This is a genomic window from Aeribacillus sp. FSL K6-2848, from assembly GCF_038004325.1.
GTDB classification, from domain to species: Bacteria; Bacillota; Bacilli; order Bacillales; family Aeribacillaceae; genus Aeribacillus; species Aeribacillus composti.
The window spans coordinates 1,671,651-1,691,841 of the sequence record NZ_JBBOQQ010000001.1 but is presented as its reverse complement, the minus strand read 5'-3'; the positions used below and the strand labels follow the sequence as shown (position 1 = coordinate 1,691,841).

At 40.3% G+C, this 20,191-nt stretch carries 20 protein-coding genes and 1 riboswitch; of the genes, 1 reads left to right on the top strand and 19 read right to left on the bottom strand.

The genetic code is table 11. The annotated features are described in order from the left end of the window. Positions 1-6: 6 nt before the first annotated feature. From urtB to NSS70_RS08255, 11 genes are all read right to left on the bottom strand, one after another. The gene (gene urtB, locus NSS70_RS08305) at positions 7-909 is read right to left on the bottom strand and encodes an urea ABC transporter permease subunit UrtB (RefSeq protein WP_094245564.1); all 903 of its coding nucleotides are present in this window, start codon (positions 907-909) and stop codon (positions 7-9) included. A 24-nt stretch (positions 910-933) separates the two neighbouring features. Beyond that, entirely contained in the window at positions 934-2,181 is a 1,248-nt protein-coding gene (gene urtA, locus NSS70_RS08300) for an urea ABC transporter substrate-binding protein (protein ID WP_340881264.1), read from the bottom strand. A gap of 335 nt (positions 2,182-2,516) precedes the next feature. Then, positions 2,517-3,314, bottom strand: a complete 798-nt coding sequence (locus NSS70_RS08295) for an energy-coupling factor transporter transmembrane component T family protein (protein WP_063386855.1) — start codon at positions 3,312-3,314, stop codon at positions 2,517-2,519. 11 nt (positions 3,315-3,325) lie between these two features. Next, positions 3,326-4,783 (bottom strand): ABC transporter ATP-binding protein, encoded by a 1,458-nt coding sequence (locus NSS70_RS08290; RefSeq protein ID WP_339199645.1) that lies wholly within the window; start codon positions 4,781-4,783, stop codon positions 3,326-3,328. A gap of 11 nt (positions 4,784-4,794) precedes the next feature. Further along, positions 4,795-5,370: an ECF transporter S component gene (locus NSS70_RS08285; protein WP_063386853.1), complete on the bottom strand. Its 576-nt coding sequence runs from the start codon at positions 5,368-5,370 to the stop codon at positions 4,795-4,797. Between the two features lie 15 nt (positions 5,371-5,385). Further along, complete coding sequence (gene tenA / locus NSS70_RS08280) at positions 5,386-6,066, bottom strand: thiaminase II (protein WP_144598343.1); 681 nt, start codon at positions 6,064-6,066, stop codon at positions 5,386-5,388. Positions 6,067-6,083: 17 nt separating this feature from the next. After that, a complete protein-coding gene (gene tenA / locus NSS70_RS08275) occupies positions 6,084-6,761 on the bottom strand; it encodes a thiaminase II (RefSeq protein ID WP_063386916.1) in 678 nt (225 codons plus the stop codon). Positions 6,762-6,793: 32 nt separating this feature from the next. Next, positions 6,794-8,059, bottom strand: a complete 1,266-nt coding sequence (locus NSS70_RS08270) for an acetylornithine deacetylase (RefSeq protein WP_311067163.1) — start codon at positions 8,057-8,059, stop codon at positions 6,794-6,796. Positions 8,060-8,183: 124 nt separating this feature from the next. Then, positions 8,184-8,284, bottom strand: a riboswitch (TPP riboswitch). Positions 8,285-8,349: 65 nt separating this feature from the next. Then, on the bottom strand, positions 8,350-9,018 hold the full coding sequence (locus tag NSS70_RS08265) for a hypothetical protein (RefSeq protein ID WP_340881261.1): 669 nt from the start codon (positions 9,016-9,018) through the stop codon (positions 8,350-8,352). A 231-nt stretch (positions 9,019-9,249) separates the two neighbouring features. Beyond that, complete coding sequence (locus NSS70_RS08260; RefSeq protein ID WP_063386849.1) at positions 9,250-9,705, bottom strand: TlpA family protein disulfide reductase; 456 nt, start codon at positions 9,703-9,705, stop codon at positions 9,250-9,252. 92 nt (positions 9,706-9,797) lie between these two features. Beyond that, the gene (locus NSS70_RS08255) at positions 9,798-10,346 is read right to left on the bottom strand and encodes a peroxiredoxin (RefSeq protein ID WP_340881259.1); all 549 of its coding nucleotides are present in this window, start codon (positions 10,344-10,346) and stop codon (positions 9,798-9,800) included. 350 nt (positions 10,347-10,696) lie between these two features. Between NSS70_RS08255 and NSS70_RS08250 the strand changes: the two genes are divergently transcribed. Next, positions 10,697-11,554 (top strand): mechanosensitive ion channel family protein, encoded by an 858-nt coding sequence (locus tag NSS70_RS08250; RefSeq protein WP_066248002.1) that lies wholly within the window; start codon positions 10,697-10,699, stop codon positions 11,552-11,554. A gap of 97 nt (positions 11,555-11,651) precedes the next feature. Here the strand turns inward: NSS70_RS08250 and NSS70_RS08245 are convergent, their stop codons facing one another. From NSS70_RS08245 to NSS70_RS08210, 8 genes are all read right to left on the bottom strand, one after another. Beyond that, on the bottom strand, positions 11,652-12,779 hold the full coding sequence (locus tag NSS70_RS08245; protein ID WP_339211308.1) for an N-acetyldiaminopimelate deacetylase: 1,128 nt from the start codon (positions 12,777-12,779) through the stop codon (positions 11,652-11,654). 49 nt (positions 12,780-12,828) lie between these two features. Beyond that, positions 12,829-13,539, bottom strand: coding sequence for a 2,3,4,5-tetrahydropyridine-2,6-dicarboxylate N-acetyltransferase (gene dapD, locus NSS70_RS08240; protein ID WP_063386845.1), 711 nt, complete (start codon positions 13,537-13,539; stop codon positions 12,829-12,831). A gap of 74 nt (positions 13,540-13,613) precedes the next feature. Next, positions 13,614-14,486 (bottom strand): LysR family transcriptional regulator, encoded by an 873-nt coding sequence (locus tag NSS70_RS08235; protein ID WP_063386844.1) that lies wholly within the window; start codon positions 14,484-14,486, stop codon positions 13,614-13,616. Between the two features lie 90 nt (positions 14,487-14,576). After that, complete coding sequence (locus tag NSS70_RS08230; RefSeq protein ID WP_339199633.1) at positions 14,577-16,082, bottom strand: MDR family MFS transporter; 1,506 nt, start codon at positions 16,080-16,082, stop codon at positions 14,577-14,579. 182 nt (positions 16,083-16,264) lie between these two features. Further along, a complete protein-coding gene (cbpB, locus tag NSS70_RS08225; protein WP_063386842.1) occupies positions 16,265-16,720 on the bottom strand; it encodes a cyclic-di-AMP-binding protein CbpB in 456 nt (151 codons plus the stop codon). 218 nt (positions 16,721-16,938) lie between these two features. Then, entirely contained in the window at positions 16,939-17,130 is a 192-nt protein-coding gene (abbA, locus tag NSS70_RS08220) for an antirepressor AbbA (RefSeq protein WP_066247994.1), read from the bottom strand. Between the two features lie 1,010 nt (positions 17,131-18,140). Continuing rightward, positions 18,141-19,157, bottom strand: a complete 1,017-nt coding sequence (locus NSS70_RS08215) for a FecCD family ABC transporter permease (protein WP_445206623.1) — start codon at positions 19,155-19,157, stop codon at positions 18,141-18,143. After that, positions 19,154-20,158 (bottom strand): FecCD family ABC transporter permease, encoded by a 1,005-nt coding sequence (locus NSS70_RS08210; RefSeq protein ID WP_340881256.1) that lies wholly within the window; start codon positions 20,156-20,158, stop codon positions 19,154-19,156. Before NSS70_RS08210 ends, NSS70_RS08215 begins: the two co-directional genes overlap by 4 nt. Positions 20,159-20,191: the final 33 nt, after the last annotated feature.

The window sequence follows — 20,191 nt, the reverse complement described above, 5'->3', positions numbered from 1 at the left end:
GTCCTCCTAATCCAATGCCCTTGTGCGATAAGAGAAAATACCTAACGGTTTCCACTGCAAAAATAAAATGATCACTGCAAATACAATGACTTTTGCCATCGTGGCGCCGAAGGAATATTCAACAACAGTGCTAAGCATTCCAATGCCAAATGCGCCGATAATCGTCCCTTTCAATCCGCCAATTCCTCCTAAAATGACAACCATAAACGCATCGACAATATAGTACGTTCCAATTGTAGGGCCGATCGGTCCTAATAAAGTTAAGCTACAGCCAGCGATTCCGGCTAATCCAGCTCCGAGAGCAAAGCCTAGAGAATCTATTTTTCTTGTAAAAATTCCTAAACAAGAGGCCATATTTCTATTCATCGTGACCGCTCTTATTCTCAAACCGGTAGACGTTTTGTTTAAATAATAATAAAGCAAAGCGATACAAACGATTGACAGAGATAAAATCAACAACCTTTTATAAGGCAATGTAATACCAAATATTTGCCAGCCTCCATCCATCCAAGCAGGTGCAACAACCGCAACATTCGGAGCGCCAAATATGGATCTGGCAATCTGCTGCAAAATCAAACTAATTCCCCAAGTGGCCAAAAGACTGTCTGTTGGTCGATTATATAGAAAACGAATGATTCCTTTTTCAAGCAGATAACCGATAAACGAAGCAACGAGAAATGAAATCGGTATAGCAATAAAGTAGTAATAATTAAACAAGTTTTCCGGCAAATATTTAGAAAAAATGAGCTGCATTACATAGGTTGCATACGCACCGACCATAATTAATTCACCGTGGGCCATGTTGATGACATTCATTAAGCCAAACGTTATAGCTAAGCCAAGGGCGATCAATAACATGATCGATCCAAGGCTCAGCCCGTTAAACAGTTGACTGATGAAAATTGACAAGCTGTTCACTCCTATCAATTTAGATTATTCATTATTTTTAGATAATTTTTCCGCCCAAGAATAGCTTTTTAAATACGGATCCGGCTTCACCGGCTCACCAGAATTCCAAATTTCTTTAAATTGGCCGTCCGGTTGAATTTCGCCGATTCTTACTGTTTTCCACAGATGCTGATTCTCACCTTCTATTTTTACCGTGCCGCCCGGAGCTTTGTACTCGATTCCCTTCGCAGCTTCCTTGACCTTTTCAACCTCAAAAGATCCCGCTTTTTTTACTGCTTCTGCCCATAAATGAACAGCTATGTAAGCCGCTTCAATCGGATCATCCGTTACACGCTCTTCACCATAAGCTTCTTTATATTTTTCAACAAACGCTTTGTTTTCTGGTGTATCCGTTGTCTGGAAATAATTCCATACCGCTAAGTGGCCGGCTAATACTTCACTGCCGATTCCTCGAATTTCTTCTTCAGCAATGCTGACCGACATCACAGTAACATCCTTCGATGTGATTCCGGCATCCTTCAATTGTTTGAAAAAGGCGACATTGCTGTCTCCATTTAATGTATTAAAGACTACGTCAGGTTTCACTTTTTTCATTTTATTGATGACCGTGCTGTAATCCGTATGTCCTAAAGGTGTATATTCTTCGACAACTACCTCTCCGCCTTCAGCTTTTAATTGTGCTTTAATAATACTGTTTGCCGTGCGCGGAAACACATAATCCGAGCCAATTAAAAAAAACTTCTTCCCTTTATTGTTTAACAGCCAGCTGACAGCAGGCACAATTTGTTGATTGGTGGTCGCCCCCGTATAAAAAATGTTCGGAGAAGATTCCATTCCTTCATATTGAACGGGGTACCAAAGCAAGCCTTTATTTTGTTCGACTACCGGCAGCATGGCCTTTCTGCTTGCGGAAGTCCAGCCGCCAAAAATCGTCGCTACCTTATCCTGTTGCAGTAATTTCTTTGCTTTCTCAGCAAAGGTCGGCCAGTCAGATGCGCCGTCTTCAATAACCGGTTCAATTTTCTTCCCTAAAAGCCCGCCTGAGTTGTTAATTTCTTCAATCGCCATTAATTCTGCGTCCTTTAAAGAAACTTCACTGATCGCCATCGTGCCGCTTAATGAATGGAGAATACCGACTTTCACAACATCCGTTTCATTTTGTTCGCTATTCTGTCCATCGCTTGATTCCTTTTCCTCTAAAGCAGAAGACATGGCACATCCACTTGCGAAAATTACAGAGAAAATCGTTAGAAATAAAAAAATTTTTTTCATTATTGTCCCCCTTTTTAACACTTTATGTAATTTTATATAATAAAAATACCGATTCCCTTTCCTTCATACAACAAATACGGAAAAAATGTTAACATGATTTTTCAAAAAAATACCTCTAGGTGTTTCCCCTAGAGGCTCTTTTTCATCAAACAAACTCATTCACTTTTTACTTCAAAATGGTTTACTTCTTGTTCCTTTTCAGAAAAAATTGTTTGACACTGTCCATCGTTTCGTAAGTTGGGACAATCACTTTACTTGGATGCTTTCGGGACTATTCAATCATTTAAATCTACCATGCAGCGATTATGAAAAAGCATTTTGCAGCCGGCTGCCATTTATTCAATATACCTTACATCTGTAACCGGGAAAAACGGAAGCATCTTAGCTGCATAGTAGCTTAACAAAATAGCGATTATAAAATAAAGGACAAAGCAAAGATCGTATTTGGAAAACCCGATTTCGTAGTAAAACGTTCTTTTTGTGTCATTCGAAAATCTTTTCGCCTCCATCGCTACAGCAATTCTGTGCGCTCTGCGAATGCTTTGCGATAGCAGCGGAATCGAGTATGCTTTCAATTTATGAAAAAAATTCGCTAAGCCTTTTCTTTGTTCGACACCTCTTACAATCATCGCTTGCCGTATTGTTTGAAACTCTTCGATCATAATAGGGATTAAACGAATGCCTGCCATAAAGCTGTAAGCATATTTAGGCTTCAACTTTAATTGCTGCATTAACGAATAAAATAAAAAAACCGGTCTTGTCGTTAACGAAAACATTAACCCAAGCAGAGCGAAGATAAGGGCACGAAATCCTAAATGAAGACCGCGATAAAAGCTTTCTTCTGTAATATGGATCAGCCCCCATTCCCACCATGTTGTCTCACCTTTTCCAAAAAAGATCATGGAGGTAGCAGTCGACACAAAAATAAGCACGAATGGAATCAGCAATAAAAGTATGCGCTTCATCGGATGACCGGTAAAAAAAGCAAATAAAAGAAAGGCGGAAACTGTGTAGTTGATTAAAAAATTAATGTTGTGAATAAACAGAACACTAATAAATAAAACGATCAGAAACAATAGCTTTAAGCTCGGGTTGATTTTATGCAGCCATGTTTCTTTTATGTCAAAATCCATTGTAGATCCCCCTATATCTGAACGTACATCTGCTCATCCTCACAAGAATGAATTTCATCCTCTACGAGCTTCCCGCCTTCGATCCGCCAAACTCTTGTCGCCATATGCTTTGCTATTTGTTCATCATGTGTCACCATCAAAATGGTAGACCCTTGTTTGCGATAATGTTCTAAAAGCTCCAAGAGCTGAAATGTATTGGATGAGTCTTGCCCAAAAGTCGGTTCATCTAAAAGCATGATCGGCTGTTTTTTAATGATTGAAGCGGCAACACTCAATCTTCTTTTTTGTCCCATTGAAAGCTGATAAGGGTGTTGATGGCGGTGCTTCTGTAAATGAAATAATTCGAGCATTTCTTCTACTTTTGTTCGAATTTCTTCTTCTTTCATCCGTTCAATCCTCAACGAATAAGCAATTTCATCGTAAACTGAATTGGTGACAAATTGAAATTCCGGATTTTGAAAAACGAACGACAGCATGTTGGAAAGCTTTTTTATTTTCTTTGCTTCTTTTTCTAACAGCAAATAAGTGCCGGTCGTTTGTATAAACTGCATCAATGAATGTAACAAAGTGCTCTTTCCGGCGCCGTTTTTCCCCACTATCGCAATCCATTCACCTGCATGAACCTTTCCATATGGTACATCGATTTTGACTTCCTTCTTTCGATATCCTTTAAATTGCTCAAGCTCAATCACGACCTGTTCTTTTAAAGGGGTTTTTTTGTAATACCCCTGCTTATCACGAAGATAATCCTCCCATACACCGGGATACCAAATGCCGTCTTCGCGAATTTCTTTCCGATACCGAGAAAAAATTTGTTCTTTCGGACCGTCTGCGACGATTTGTCCTTTTTGATTAAATAAAAGTATGCGGTCGACAAAGTCAAGAACATGATCAATTTTATGTTCAACGATGATAACTGTTTTATCTTGAGCTGCTTGTTTCATCGTGTCCCATACCGCTTTTGTCCCTTCCGGATCCAGCATTGCAGTCGGCTCGTCCAAAAATAACACGTCTGGATGCAATGCTAAAACAGTGGCGATCGCCAGCCGTTGCTTCATGCCGCCTGATAATGATTGAATGCTGATATGAAGATCATCAAAATGAAGGCCGACCATTTCCAGGTAAACTCGCATTTTTTCATGCATTTGTTCTCTTTTCACTTGCAAATTTTCCAAAACAAAAGCCATTTCTTCATCTACATACGGCATGCAAAATTGCGTGTCAGGATCTTGAAACACATATCCCCAAGATGACGGAGTCAAGATTTTTTCTGCTTTCATCGGAACTTCAATAGATTTTGGAATTAAACCGCTTAGCACTTGCAAAAACGTCGATTTCCCACAGCCGGAAGGACCAAGAAGCAAGACTTTTTCTCCCTTATAGAAAGAAGAGGATACATCCTTAAAAAGCAAGGATTCCTCTCCAGGATATTTTAATCGTAAATTTTTCACTTCGCATACTAGATCCATGTTTGCCACCTCTAGTTCAGTGCGTCATAATCTTCATGCGACGCAGGTCTTACTAAATTAGTCACTCCTGTTGCTTCCAAAGATTTCACTAGATAATAGGCAAACGCGCCGGCAATAATGATTGAGCCAATCAATCGAGCTCCAATGAATAATAGCAAGTTCCAAAATACTAAGTCATCTATATAGCCTTTATAAAGATCCATAATTAGCGAACCAGCTGCTGAAGCGGCTGCAGCCAGCATGACAACACCGATATTAAACTTTTTATATCGAAAAATCGCAAAAATGATCTCTGCAAATAGTCCTTGGACGATTCCGTAAAGAAGAACCTCTATGCCGAATTCAGAGCCGGTTATAAATTCTGCAGATGCCGCTGCTGTTTCCGCTATCAGCGCTACTCCAGGCTTGCGAATAATAAGAAAGGCGACCGTCGCAGCAATAAACCACATACCGTATATGAGCTGGTCGACATGCAGCCCGATCGGCTTGACCGCATAGTAAAGCGGTCCCCATAGTTTATAAACAATTCCAAAAACGATCGAAATAACAATTGTTACTAGAATGTCTGTCAGTTTTAATCCTTTCATTATGATCAAACTCCTTTATTGACTGATTTTTGGTTCCACTTCCCATTTTTCTAAACGGTAAGCCATTTCCCAAAACGCTAATTCATATTGACTGCTGATGATAAAATGCTCTTCCATTCTTTTTAGATCGGCTTCTATCGTTTGTTGTGCGATTTCATCCAGCCTGTCAATTTGTTCTTCGACAAGCTGCTTAAACCAATCGCCCCCATAAGCCGCAATCCATTGTTGATAAATCGGTTCTTTTGGCTTCGCATCTTTTAATTTTTCGCCAATTTCGTAATATAGCCAATAGCACGGAAGTATTGCAGCAATAATATCGCCTAAGTGACCGTTGATCGCCGCTCGATATAAATGGGAAGTATAGGCGTACGCCGTTGGGGCCGGCTTAAAATTCGCCTTCTCCTCCTCTGTGATTCCCAGCTGTTTGGCAAATGTTTCATGAAGAGATAATTCCGCTTCAAATGTTCCTTGTGCATGCTGAGCCATTCGCGATGTCGTATATAAATCGTTTGCTTTTGCCGCTCCATACGATTGCACTTTTGCAAAATGGCTTAAATAATACGAATCTTGCAAAACGTAATAACGAAAACATTCAAGCGGCAAACTCCCATCGGCAATACCTTTTACAAATGGATGATCGAAGCTGGCCTGCCATATCGGATCTGCTTTTGTTCGAATTTTTTCAGAAAATTTCATGTTCATTCTCTCCTATATTAAGAATTGATTTCGATTGGCCACATTTCTTTTCGTTCAGACATTTCCCAAAACATATATTCGTATTTGCTCGTTGTGACAAAAATATCTTCCAGCCATTTCAATTCTTCTTCCCGTTTTCCTTCTGCAAGCTCATTCATTAAATCTTTCAGCCATTTTGCCAATTCACCGAATTCTGTTGATGCGTACATTTTTACCCACTCGCCGTAAAACTCATGTTCACTGGCACCAGGAATCTCATGTAAGCGTGTGCCGATTTCATAATAGCTCCATGTACATGGAAGGACTGCGGCAACCAGTTCTGCCAATGATCCTCGCTGCGACACATTTAACATATAGCTCGTATATGCAACGGTTGTAGCAGCAGGCTGAACTTGTTCTAATTTTTCCTTCTCTATTCCTATTCTTTCAGCGTATTGACGATGCAAATCCATTTCCACTTTTAACGTCGAATGTAGAAGATCAGCAAAAACTGTCATTGTTTGAAGATTGTGAGCCTTTAAGCTTCCAAGGGCAAACAGGCGGCAGTATTCGATTAAATAAAGATAATCCTGCTCCATAAAAAAGCGAAATTTGTCGATATCCAGCGTCCCATTGCCGATTCCTTGAACAAACGGATGATGGTAACTCGCTTCCCAAATCGGTTTTGCAGTTTTATACAATCGGTCTGTAAACATTTGAATTACCCCTTTCGCAGCTTTTGTAATTGTCATCGTTTTTTCTGATACCAATCAAATAAAAACGCGATCAGCGATTTTGTAAATGTTTTTAATTGGGGGATGGACAGCTTTTCATTCACCGAATGTGCATCTTCAAGCGTGCCCGGTCCATATAAAACGACGGGAATTCCCGCTTCACTCAGCCAGCCGCCGTCTGTCACAGTAGGGGACATCGTCAGCTTTGCTTCCTCATTAAATGCCAGTTTATGTGCTTTTTGTAATGTTTTCACTCCGAGTGAATGTTCGTCATATGAAAAAGCTGGGAAAATTTCTCCTCGATCTTCAATCATCGATGTGCCGCCCCATTTAAATTTCGGAGGATATTTCCGAAGCCATGGATCAGCCATTGCAACATGATGGATATGTTCTTCAATTTCCCGGATCACCTCTACATAATGCTCTTCCGGGTAATAGTGAACGGTAATCCAAAGGGAACATTTATCGGCCACAAAAGCGGCGTGCCTTCCACCTTCAATCACTGCAGGATTAATTGTGGCAGAACCAGGCGGAAAGCCTTTGCTCGTTTTCATCACTGCCCAATGCTGTTCAAGCTCTCGCAGTCCTTCAATAATTTTCATCATTTTTTCAATCGCGCTTGCCCCAAAAAGCTTCCCGCCGGCATGAATCATTTGTCTTCTCGTGCCATCGTGAAATGTCTCGGGGCTTTCAATCGTAATCCAGCCCGTGATCACCCCGCCTTGCCCTTGTATTTCACAGTTGCTTGAATCGACAACGATGGCAAAATCAGCTCGATATCCCCGGTCGCAGCACGATTTTGTTCCTGCTTCGCCTACTTCTTCTCCGACGACGGACTGAAAAATGATATCCCCTCCCGGCTCAATGCCGTTTTCTTGCAGCAGCTTTAATGCAAACAGACTGGCAGCCATTCCCCCTTTCATATCCGCTACACCGCGTCCGTATATGTAATCCCCTTTAACCGTTGCCTCAAAAGGAGGCGTTAGCCATTCTTCTCCCTCTTCGATTGAAGCGACATCAATATGCCCGTTAATAATTAAACTGTGGTAATTTTCTGGATCTTTTCCTTTTTTCGTTCCTACTACGACTGGATCTTGTTCATATAAATCCCATTGATCAATGGAAAAGCCGATGTCTTCCAAATATGAGGCGACATACTTTTGAGCCTCTTTTGCATTTCTTGCCGGAGGGCTCGGCGTTTCAAACGATACGAGTGTTTTTAGAAGATTCAGAAGTTCTTCTTCCCTTTCATCAATTTGCTGAAATAGCGTTTGTAACACGTTGTCTCCCCTTTCTTAACATTTTGTTTTGAAAAATGGTTTGCCAATCAGCCTTGTAATGCAAAAAGCCCGTTCCCAATATAAGGGAACGGGCAAGTATATACAAAACCCATAGACAGGTTTCGATATTACTGCACCACTTCCCTACGCTAGTATGATCTAGATCAGGTTCAAAGGGTCAAGGCACACGCCTTTCTCAGCCTTTCGGCTCCCCTAGTGGTATGTTAATATTATGAAATTTTCATTTAATTTCATTAAATCATAAAATATAGAAAAATACAAGCTAACGGTTAATTGATCCTTTTTGCTGTCTTTAATAATTCACGATAACCAATTCGAGTAAATTGCAAATGTTGATCAATATAATTAGCCTTTTTCAAATGCTCGATCGATTGTTCAGAAAAACTGCCGCTAATTTCCTGAAACCTTTGATTAATTTCCACTAACGAATGATTTAATATAAAATCTGCATCAAGCAGCAGGACAATCCGCTCGATCTCAGGATCTCTTTTTAAAATCAAGTTGGCAATCCGGCCTTTCATGAATGCTAGCTCTTGTTGAAGCTTTGAAGCTTCATCCTCTTTTTCTCTAATTTTGGCTCGGTACTTTTGTTTTTCTTCCTCTTCGATACCGGCTTTTGTTAATAGCTCCTCCAACAATTGCGTTTTATCAAGCTCCAGTTTATTTAATTGCTGTTCTTTTCGCGCCATTTCTGTTTCATCAGGCAGCTTTTCGTTTTGAATAGGCTCTTTTCGTTCTTCTTTTATCTTTATCATATAGTCTATTTTCCGATAGACAAGGAAGGCGAGAACAACTAAACATCCATTTAATAGCAGAGATATAAAACGCACGACGACGTCGTTAAATGCAAGCAAATAAAATAGGAAAAGGATAACGATGACAGCCAAAAGCACCTTTAATAGATTCATAATGGAAAAAGTTTGTGATTGTTTTGCCATCCACCTATGCTCCTTTTTGTTCAAACTAGCATCATTTATTATAGCATGTTGTGATTTGGAATGTGAATCATTTCTTTAGGATTGAGAGCTGGAAAAAGGATGTCAGATGAATGGTAAATGGAGATGCTTATCTTTTGAAAGCTTCGAAGCAATAAAAACAAGTCCTTTCAAAGCCGGAAAGGTATTTTTCTAAAATGAAAAACCACCTGCAATGTTTTGCAGATGGTTGAATCATTCAGCGTTTTCTGTTTCCGCTAACACCCGATTAACACGTTTTTCCAGCATTTTCATTCCGCTTCCTCCTGCTTGGAAGTGGCGAAGAATGCCGTTTTTGTCAAAAACATAATATGCAGGTACATATTGATTTTCAAAAGCATCGGTTAATTTATGTTCGTTGTCAACAAAGATCGGTTGCGTAATCCCGTGTTCTTCCGCTACTTTTTTAATATCATCAATATCTAAATCCTTTTCGGAGCGAGGCATATGAACAGCTACTACGTTCAGTTTATCTTTATATTGATCGCGGAACTCATTTACTTTCGGCATTGCTTCTTTACACAAATGGCAGCTGATTGACCAAAAATGGATTAATGTTGGTTTTTCACCGATTAATTGCTCTTTCGTTACTTCGCCATTCAGCCAAGTTGTTGCTCCGACTAATTCAGGCATTGGCTCACGTAATTTCATTTCCGCTTCCTCCTTGAAGAATGAATATCAAAAAAATAATCGTTTGAAAAAAGGCCTAACGTACTGCTAGGCCCTTTGAATGAAAAGCTTCATTATACTTTAAGCGTTTCTTGACCAGGCTTCCAGTTTGCTGGGCAAAGTCCGCCAGTTTGAAGCGCTTGAAGTACACGCAATGTTTCATCAACATCGCGGCCAATGTTGTTATGGAATACTGTTTGATATTGAAGTTCGCCTTCTGGATTGATGATGAACAATCCGCGAAGAGCAACTCCTTCTTCTTCGATTAAAACGCCGTAGTCTCTTGATACTTGATGATTTGTATCTGCTGCAAGCGGATATTTAATATCGCCTAAACCGTTCTCTTCGCGAGGAGTTTTAATCCAAGCTAAGTGTGTGTGAATTGTGTCAGTTGATACACCAATCACTTCTGCATCAAGATCTTCAAATTCTTCATAACGGTCAGAAATAGCTGTGATTTCAGTTGGACAAACGAAAGTGAAGTCCATTGGATAAAAGAAAAGAACTGTCCATTTTCCTTGTTTCATGATTCCTTCCAAGCTTACTTTACCAAACTCTTTGTTTGGCAAAACGGCATCCATTTCAAAACGTGGAGCTTGTTTACCAACCAAACGCTCTGCCATTATGTAACCCTCCATTTTAAAATTTTATTTTAAAGGAAACTTTTTGATCGTTTCCTTCAAAAACAAATGAGAATGAATTGAGTATTTTCTCAATATCCTTCCTCCGATTACTATTATATATAACAACAAAATTTTAGTCAATTTTAAATAATAATTAATTTAAATAATCTGTTTTACATTTTCATTGCGACGAAGAGAACAATAATACTATTTCCAATTTTCGCCGCTATCATTAAAAAAATGTAACAATCATTGAAAATTCCTTTTTCTATGTTAAACTTTCAACTGTACATTCAGTTTAACATGATCCCGTCAAATAACCAAATGATTGGCTCGAAAAGAAAGGGGAAATGGTTTTGAACTTTTTTGAATCTATTGATTGGGCTGATCTGGCTTTAAAATCAGGAGAAGTTTTGGCCAAGCTTATTGGAATTTACATTGCATATATTATCGTCAAATCAATCGGCAATAAAATTATTCACAAAATGTTTGAGGGGCTTGAGAATCGGAAGGAAATTTCCACCACGCGGGCTAAAACGCTGCAAACATTAGTTTTGAATTTCTTTCATTATGCCCTGTTTTTCATTTTTATTGTTACCGTTTTTCAAGTGTTTGGCTACAATGTCACAGCGCTTTTAGCCGGGGCTGGGGTTGTTGGTCTTGCGATCGGCTTTGGAGCTCAAGGGCTCGTCAGCGATGTTGTGACAGGATTTTTCCTTCTCCTAGAAAAACAACTTGATGTTGGAGATTATGTCACTACAGGCAATTATTCAGGCATTGTGGAAGCTGTCGGTTTACGAACGACGCAAATCCGAGGCTTTGACGGCACATTGCATTATGTTCCAAACAGGCAGATTGTCGGCCTTTCCAATCATTCTAGAGGAAATATGCAAGCCCTCGTTGATATCAGCATATCGTATAATGAAGACTTAAATCGGGTCATGTCCATTCTTCAAGAAGCTTGCGACCAATTTGCAAAAGAAACTGAAGAGGTTGTGGAGGGTCCGGACGTTTTAGGCGTGCAAAATTTCGGCACGTCTGATGTGATCATCCGCATCATCGCCAAAACGAAAAACATGGAGCAGTGGGCTGTTGAAAGAAAGCTCCGGAAACGGCTGAAAGAAGTGCTTGATGAAAACGGCATCGAAATTCCGTTCCCTCATCAAGTGATGATTCATAAGAACGAGCAGCAAAAGGAAAGAGGATGATCTCTCATCCCCTTTCCTTTTTAATTATGACTTCGTGTTTGTATAGAACGTATTTCTAATTTTTTTCTCTTGCTTTATGCAGGAGGCTATGAATCTTCTATTTATTGCCTTTCCATTCAAAATATTGACAAATAAGATCGACCGCTTTAAAGATTGCTTGTTCATTTGGTGAAAGCTTCGCATGATGAAGGCCGTAAGGAGAATCAACTCCAAGCCAAAACATAAATCCCGGAATTTTCGCCAGCATATAGCCGAAATCTTCCCCAGTCATCGCTTCTTTGCATACGTGGAGTTGAACTTCTGTTTCATTCTGGACAAACTCCATAAATTCTTTTGATAACGCTTCATCATTCCACACTTGATAATACATCGAACCCCAGTCAATTTCTGCTTTGCATTGGTAGCCGATTTCTATACCTTTGACCATGTCTTCAATCCGCTTTTTCACTTTTTCCATCGATTCGACAGAAAATGTGCGAATCGTTCCTTCCAATCTGGCGTGATCCGCAATTATATTTTGTATCGTGCCGCTTGCAATTTTTCCAATGGTAATTACAGCACTATCCAAAGGATCTATATTGCGGCTAACGATGGATTGCAGCTGGGTGACAAGGGAGCAAGCAGCGACGACCATATCATGTGTCGTGTGCGGAAAAGCGGCATGGCCTCCCTTCCCGGTTAAATCGATAAACAACTCGGACGTATTAGCAAAAAGTAGTCCAGGCTTCATTCCGATAGTTCCAACCGGAAGCTCCGGAGCAATATGAAGCGCAGTGATCATATCCGGCATCCATTGTTGCATAATCTCGCTGTTTAGCATCGGCTCTGCACCGCCAGGCCCTTCTTCTGCCGGCTGAAAGATGAATAGCAGATCATCTTGAATCGGATGATAGGCGAAATGAGTTAAAACCCCCAAAGCGATCGTCATATGAAAGTCGTGACCGCAAGCATGCATCAAGCCTGGATGTTCTGATTGAAATGAAAGCCCCGTTTTTTCTTCAATCGGCAATCCGTCAATATCTGTCCGGTAGGCTATCATTTTTCGAGGATTTGTTCCATGGACCTTCACGAAAATACCTGTTCTCCATGTTTTCACTTCAAGCCTTTCGTTCGACAGCGAATGAATATAATCTAATAAATATTTTTGTGTTTTATGTTCTTGAAATCCGAGTTCAGGTATTTTATGCAAATCACGGCGAATGGCAATAAGCGCATCCTTATTCATATGAGTCCCCTCCTAAAGGATAAGCGTGGACGCTGTCCACGCTTCGAATTTAGAGCTGCCGCAATTCTTGCTTAATTTCAATTTTCGCTTTCGTTTTTTCGTCAATATCTTTAATTTTTTTCGCAGGAACACCTGCAACAACTGTGTACGGTTCAACATCTTCCACTACAACAGCACCAGCTGCAACAACCGCGCCTTTTCCTACCCTTACACCTTCTAAAATGACGGCGTTTGCTCCGATCAAAACATCATCTTCGATTACGACAGGTTTTGCAGAAGGCGGCTCAATTACACCAGCTAAAACCGCTCCGGCACCAATGTGGCAGTTTTTACCAACCGTTGCACGACCGCCCAATGTTGCATTCATGTCAATCATCGTTCCTTCACCAATGACGGCGCCGATATTGATCACTGCCCCCATCATGATGACCGCATTATCTCCGATTTCCACTTGATCACGGATGATTGCACCTGGTTCAATTCTCGCTTTTACGCCTTTTAAATCAAGAAGCGGGATCGCTGAGTTCCGGCGGTCATTTTCAACAACATAGTCTTCAATTTTATCTTTGTTTTCTGCTAGTGCTTGTTCAATTTCAGACCATTCTCCAAAGATGATGCCTGTGTTTCCAGTAATAAATGTTTTGGACTGTTCTCCAAAGTTGATTCCTTCTAATTGACCTTTTACATAAACTTTTACAGGAGTCGTTTTTTTACTGTTTTGTATAAATGAAATAATTTCGTTTGCATCCATCATTTTCATCGTAATACTCCTCTCTGTTTTTCTGTACCCCCATTACTGTATCAAAGAAAAGAATCAATTGACAAGCAAATTTATCATTCATTAATAAATTGATGGACGATTTCCATAAACGCCTGCACTTGTTTAAGCTTTAACGATGATTCATGCCCGATCAACCAAGTATCCCTTTTAATCGGCTTTCCTTCATGATCAATGAGCGGCAGTCGAAAGATCGAACCATCCTTTTCATCAATGCTGACAGAAGGCAAAATCGCAAAGCCGATACCATGATACGCCATTTGCTTGCACGTCTCGATCTGATCAACGACAATTGTCCTTTTTGGCGGGTTTTTAAATTGCCTGTGCCACCATTCTTGTATTTCTTGATAGTATGTAGAATCACTTTTAAATTGAATAAAAGGCCGCTCTGTGTGTACTAAATCATCGATGCTTTGAATTTCTGTGTCAACTAAATACAAAGTATCTTCCAGCAAATGCTGTTTAAACCCTTTCCAATCAGGGTTTCCGCGTATGATTCCGATATGAATATCATCTTCATATAAACATTTTAATATTTCGCTTGACCACCCGGTTATAAGTGAAATTTCCGCCTGAGGGTATTTTTGTACATATTTTTTCAAAACTTTTGGAAGCCAGTGCTGGCCGATTATGGATGCCACTGCAAGCTTTAACGTCCCGTACACTTCTCCTTCCAAAACAGAGATTTCCTCTCTTACCTTCTCTTCCTTTTCAATCATTTCTTTTGCAAACTGGACAACTTTTTCTCCTGCCGGTGTAAGAGTCAATCCCTTTTGTGAGCGCAAAAAAATTTTAAATCCCCATGCTTTTTCGATCGACTGAAGACGCTGCGACAAAGCAGGCTGGGAAACAAAAAGTCGGTCAGCCGCTTTTCTCATATTTTTTTCTTCAGACAAAGTCACAAGGATTTGCAATTCCGAAATTTGCATCGCTAAACCCTTTCCTTAGTGGATTCAATAGTTCAAAAACATTATAAAATATTTTTGCTTTTCCGTCATAACAAGTTTAGCAAAAAACATTCATTTTAATTCTCTCTTCGGAAGAAAGAAAATAAAAAGAACGCTCAAAATTGCTAATAAAAAGACGACGAAATAAACATGGTGAAGAGCAATGCTCAAACCAGACTCAAGAACCTCTTTTATAGGACCGGAAAGATCTGATTCTGGATTCAATAGGTTGTTGGCCGAATCAATGTTTAAGTTTTTTCCAGCACTATGCTCCTCCAAATATGTTTGCAGCTTGCTGTTTAAAATCCCGCCGAGCAAAGCGGCGCCGACGGTGTTGCCGAGATTTCGCATAAACATATTGGTGGCGGTGGCAATTCCGCGTTCTTTCCAATCAACTGCCGATTGAATCGATACAATGAACGAGGTCGATGTCAGCCCCATTCCGACGCCGAGTAAAAAAGAGCCGATCATAGCATGAACAGGTCCGTCATCTGCTGAAAGCATAACAAAGACAAGACTGCCGGCCAATAAAAAAATGCCTCCTAAAATTGATGTGGCACGAAAGCCGGCTTTTAAATAAATCCTCCCCGCTACTGTTGAAGCAATCGGCCATCCGATTGACATCGTTGTCAGCGTGAATCCAGCCACCATTGCCGATTTTCCCATAACACCTTGCACAAATGTCGGCAAAAAGGTGGAAATGCCCATAAGCATCATCCCGGTCGTCAAGGACGTTACATTCGCAAGCAAAATGGAGCGATTTTTCCAAAGCGAAAGCGGCATCATCGGATCATCGGCCCGATTTTCCTGAAAAATAAACAATATAAAGAAGCAGCATGCAACAGCTAATAACGCCGCAACCTCCCAGGAAGTCCAAGACCAGCGGACTCCTCCTTCGACAAGGACGACCATCAACAAGCTGATCGCAATAAGCATGAACATGGCGCCTGCATAATCAATGCTCGACTTTTTCTTATCAATGCGTTCATTCAAAAACAGACCGATTCCTGCCATTGATAAAATGCCTAAAGGAACATTCACCCAAAATACAAACTTCCAGCTTATGTACTCAACGAACAAGCCACCTAAAACGGGACCGATTATTGCAGAAATTCCCCATACACTGGACAAATATCCTTGTATTTTGGCTCTTTCTTCTACTGTATAAATATCGCCGACAATTGTTGTGGCGACTGGCATCACAGCTCCGGCTCCAATCCCTTGTATAAAACGGTATATAATTAAAGTTTCCATCGAATCGGCGAGACCGCAAAGCACAGAGCCAATTAAAAAAATAATGATGCCAAAAGCAAAAATCGGTTTTCTTCCAAACAAATCCGCCAATTTACCATATATTAAAATCGTTACGGAATTCATTAATAAATAGGAAGAAAAAATCCAGCTATATTTTGAAAAACCGCCAATTTCTGCGACAATGGCAGGCATTGCTGTGGAAACGATCGTTGCCTCAACTGCAGCCATAAACATCGCCAGCATGACGGCAGCTAAAACGAACGGACGCTTTGTTTCTTTATGGTCTAGTTTCCCCCTATCTTTTTCAATAAGCGCCTCTTTCATCACGATCACCTCATTTGAAAATCACTTTCAATCGTTTGTAAGCATGAATTCATTTTGCCATAGCATTCGCATTCGTTCAATTGCTTTCCAAAAAAACAATATCTATATTTTCATTATTTGAAGGTTGGATGGATTCGAAACTATTGAGCCAATATGAAATAAAAACGCCGGCAAGGGCGTTTTTATTTGGGAAACCTGGAATTTAATATCATTAGTTGTTTATGGAGCTTTTTTAAGATGACCCTTCTTGTAAAAATCCCCTCTAAAACACCGTCCTCATTCGTTATACATACAAACGTATGATTAATAACGAGCTTCAGCGCCTTCATCCAATCATCCGATACATTCAATCTGGAAACATCTTTGTTCATTACTTCTTCTACTTTCATATTTTGCAAACGCTCAAATTCGATTCGTTCCAATCCTAAAATTGAATCCATGATCAAATTCGTCGTAATCAGCCCGTGCAAGCGATATTGAGCATCCAAAACCGGAACAGCTGTATAGCCTGTTTTCGTCAACACTAATAATGCATGCTCTAAGTTATTTCCCATTTGGACATGAGCCACTTTGTCTGCAGGTATCATCAAATCTTTAATCGAAATATTTGTAAATTCTTCAGAAAAAACTTTTGTCATTCGTTTCTTCCTCTCACTTTGACATTTCATTTTAATCATAACATATGATCTGGAAAATGTGTTCCATTTACCAAAAAGAAACTTCCTATTTTATGATATCATTATGTAAGCGTTTTATCACGCGATAAACTTACATTTCTGCGAAAAGCGATGCTCTTGCAAAGAGCATCGTTCAGATGCCTCTCACACTCAAAAACTGGTCCTCACAAGGATACAGGTTACGTATGCGAACGGATTTTGTCATAAAGCTCCACTAATTTTTTGTATGTACATAAATCAAACTCTTTTTTTCCGCATTCAATATCATTGATTTCGCTCACAACCAATTCAATCGCAAAATGGTTGCGAAACAAAATTGCGACAAGCAATTGCTTTTCTTCTAGAGACAATACCGGTTGAACAGCTCGCATCGTTATTCATCCTCCAGTGCCTTCATTTTAAAAAACATCCTAACCATAACATATAATGAGCAGCTTTAAAATTATGTCGAAATTTGCTTACATCATGAAAAATAATATTCCTTTTTTCGCAGCTTTCAATTACAAGAAGCTGGAAATCGAATCAGAAGCCCGAAGCTGGAGCATGTGCAGATTGTTTTTTGTTTAATTAACCAAGTCGATTAAATGACATCACCGTTCGAACCGCTGCATTCAGTTCCTCTGGCTCCGGCAATTGTGTTTATTTACACTGATTCTAAATGATAGATACGTTTCTTCGCCAATAAAGTGTTGGAACTGATGCGAGGGCTTCTCCCCTTTGAAACCGTATGCTCTCTCTGTTATATGAAAAGATTTGATTGAAATGAAATGGGAAACATGGACCCATTGCTCAATAAATCGCATGAACTTAAGAGCATCTTTGAGGCGGAAGCGAACAATGAAGCCAGCCAAACTTTCTCAAAAATAGTTGAGCTAGAGCAAAAGATCATGTAGAGCTGTATTTCCGGTCATTTTGTACGTCAGAGCGTTGAATTAGGACAAAGAGTTGAAAGATGCTAATCATGCGTCATTAGGTGGGAAAAATGTTCAATTTTAAATCATCACGGTTGAAGCTCTTGGAGACAAAATACTCTTTATGAAAGGCTGCACATAAAACGAAGAAGTAAAAAGAAGCTGTCATTACCTTCAGTAAAATGTTCGATCAACTGCCAAACTTCTTGAATTCTTCTAAAAAATGAGCATTTAAAGAGAGTCTATGAGGCAAACTTTTTCACACTGACAAAGGCAGGAACGGCGGAAGGAAATTTCAGCCCTCCTGCCGCCCAATTTTTATTAAATAAGGCATCAATTTGCCTTACTTCCAGCCAGATGTATTACGAGTATTATTTAAGCAAATAGATGCCGTCTAGCTAAAAAAGGATGAACAGCCAGCCGACACATAGGAGTAATGGAAGATTTCTAAATTACTATCAGTGCCTCGATCATGATGATTTTTTCAATAAAATATAGATAAAGTAGGGCGCCCCGATTAAAGCTGTCATAATGCCCGCTGGGATGCCGTCCGGAAGTGCGATGTTTCGCCCGATTGTATCGGCTAGTAGTAGAAGCCATCCTCCCAACAAAATCGCAATCGGAAGATAAAGTTGATTGCGGGGACCAATCAGTGACCGTGCTAAATGGGGTGCCAAAAGACCGATAAACGCTACACCTCCCGTAACAGAAACCGCAGCTGCGGCAAGCCCGACAGCAGCCAATAGAAGCGTAATTCGCTCCCTTTCAATCTTCAAGCCAACCCCGACAGCAGAAGGATCGTTTAAACTTAATAAATTTAATTGTTGAGCTCTGGAAGCAATAAACGAAATCAAAATGACAATCCAAGGTAAAATTGCCAAAATAAACGGCCAATCTGCCCCCCAAACGTTCCCTGCCAGCCATTTGGCGATAAAATCAACTTTTTGCCGTTCTGCAGAAGAAATAATGACGATCATGGTTCCTGATAAAGCCATGGCGAAGCCGACACCGATAAGGACTAATCGAACGGGGTTTAAACCGGCATTTCGATCATAAGAAAAAACGTAAATAGCACCTGCCGTTAAAAGAGCGCCGATAAAGGCTGCGACTGGCAGTAAATACACAAATGAGCCGACATCAATTGGAAAAAATAAAAAGAACACTGCAATAGCTACTCCTGCTCCGGCATTAATCCCAATGATCCCCGGCTCAGCCAAATCGTTTCTAGTAATATCTTGAAAGATCGCCCCGGAAACCGCCAAAGCCATTCCTGCCAATAAGGTCACAATGATCCGCGGCAAGCGGACGGAAAATAAAACGAACTCCTCTTTAAACGTCCCGTGGCCGAGAATAGTTGGAAGCAAGCGATTCATCGAGACGGAGGAGGTGCCTAATCCCATTCCGATGATGGCCGTTGCAGCAATTAAAAGAATCAGAACAAGTATGATCAGCCGCTGCTTTTTTACAATTGCCGGATGTATGATCATGTGATAGCTTTCCCCCTTTTTTGCACAATGAACAGGAAGAAAGGCAAATCTAAAAAGGAAACAATGGCCGCCACTGGTGTTTCGTAAGGAGCATTAATCGTTCTGGCAAGCGTATCAGCGATTAATAAAAAGCAGGCGCCGAATATCGCAGACATTGGGAGAATATAACGATAATCGGCCCCTACGACCGAACGGACGATATGCGGAACCATTAAACCGATAAATGCCATATTCCCAACAAGGGCTACAGATGCACCAGTAAGCAATATAATGATGATAAACAGCACCATTTTTATTTGTGCCGTTTTTTGTCCTAACCCGACTGCCACTTCTTCATTTAAACTTACAATGGTCAGCTGCCTTGAGAAAAAAAGAGAAATGGTGATCCCAACGAGAGCAATCGGTATGAGGATCTTGAGCTGTTTCCATGTTGCACCGACAAGTCCTCCAGCTGTCCACATCGAAACATTTTTGTAAATATTAAAATATAAGCTGATTCCTTCCGCGACGGCAAAAAGAAAAGCAGACACAGCAGCCCCCGCTAAAACGATTTGAAAAGGAGAAATCCTTCCTTTTTTTACCGCACCGATTCCAAAAACTAAAAAGGCGCCAGCTGCTGCTCCAATAAAGCACGCAATGGTCATACTAAAGTAATTTGCGTTTGGAAAAAGGGCAATTGTCAAAGCGAGTGCAGCATTTGCTCCGGCTGTCAGCCCTAATAATCCTGGATCTGCTAATGGATTGCGAGTCAATCCTTGCATGATTGCTCCTGCTACTGATAAAGAAGCGCCGACAAAAATAGCACCGACTTCGCGCGGAAGACGAATTTCCCGAATCATATCAATCGTCTTACCAGCCGCATTTGTCGTTAGCGCCAGCCAAACATCTTTTACACTAGTGTCTGCCGCTCCAAACACCATCGCTAAAAAAAACGAACCAATCAGCAAAATGACTGCGAATATGAATTTAATGAAAAATGAAGCGGAATCGTTTTTTAGCATACATCTCATCTCTTCTATTTTTCTATTTTATAG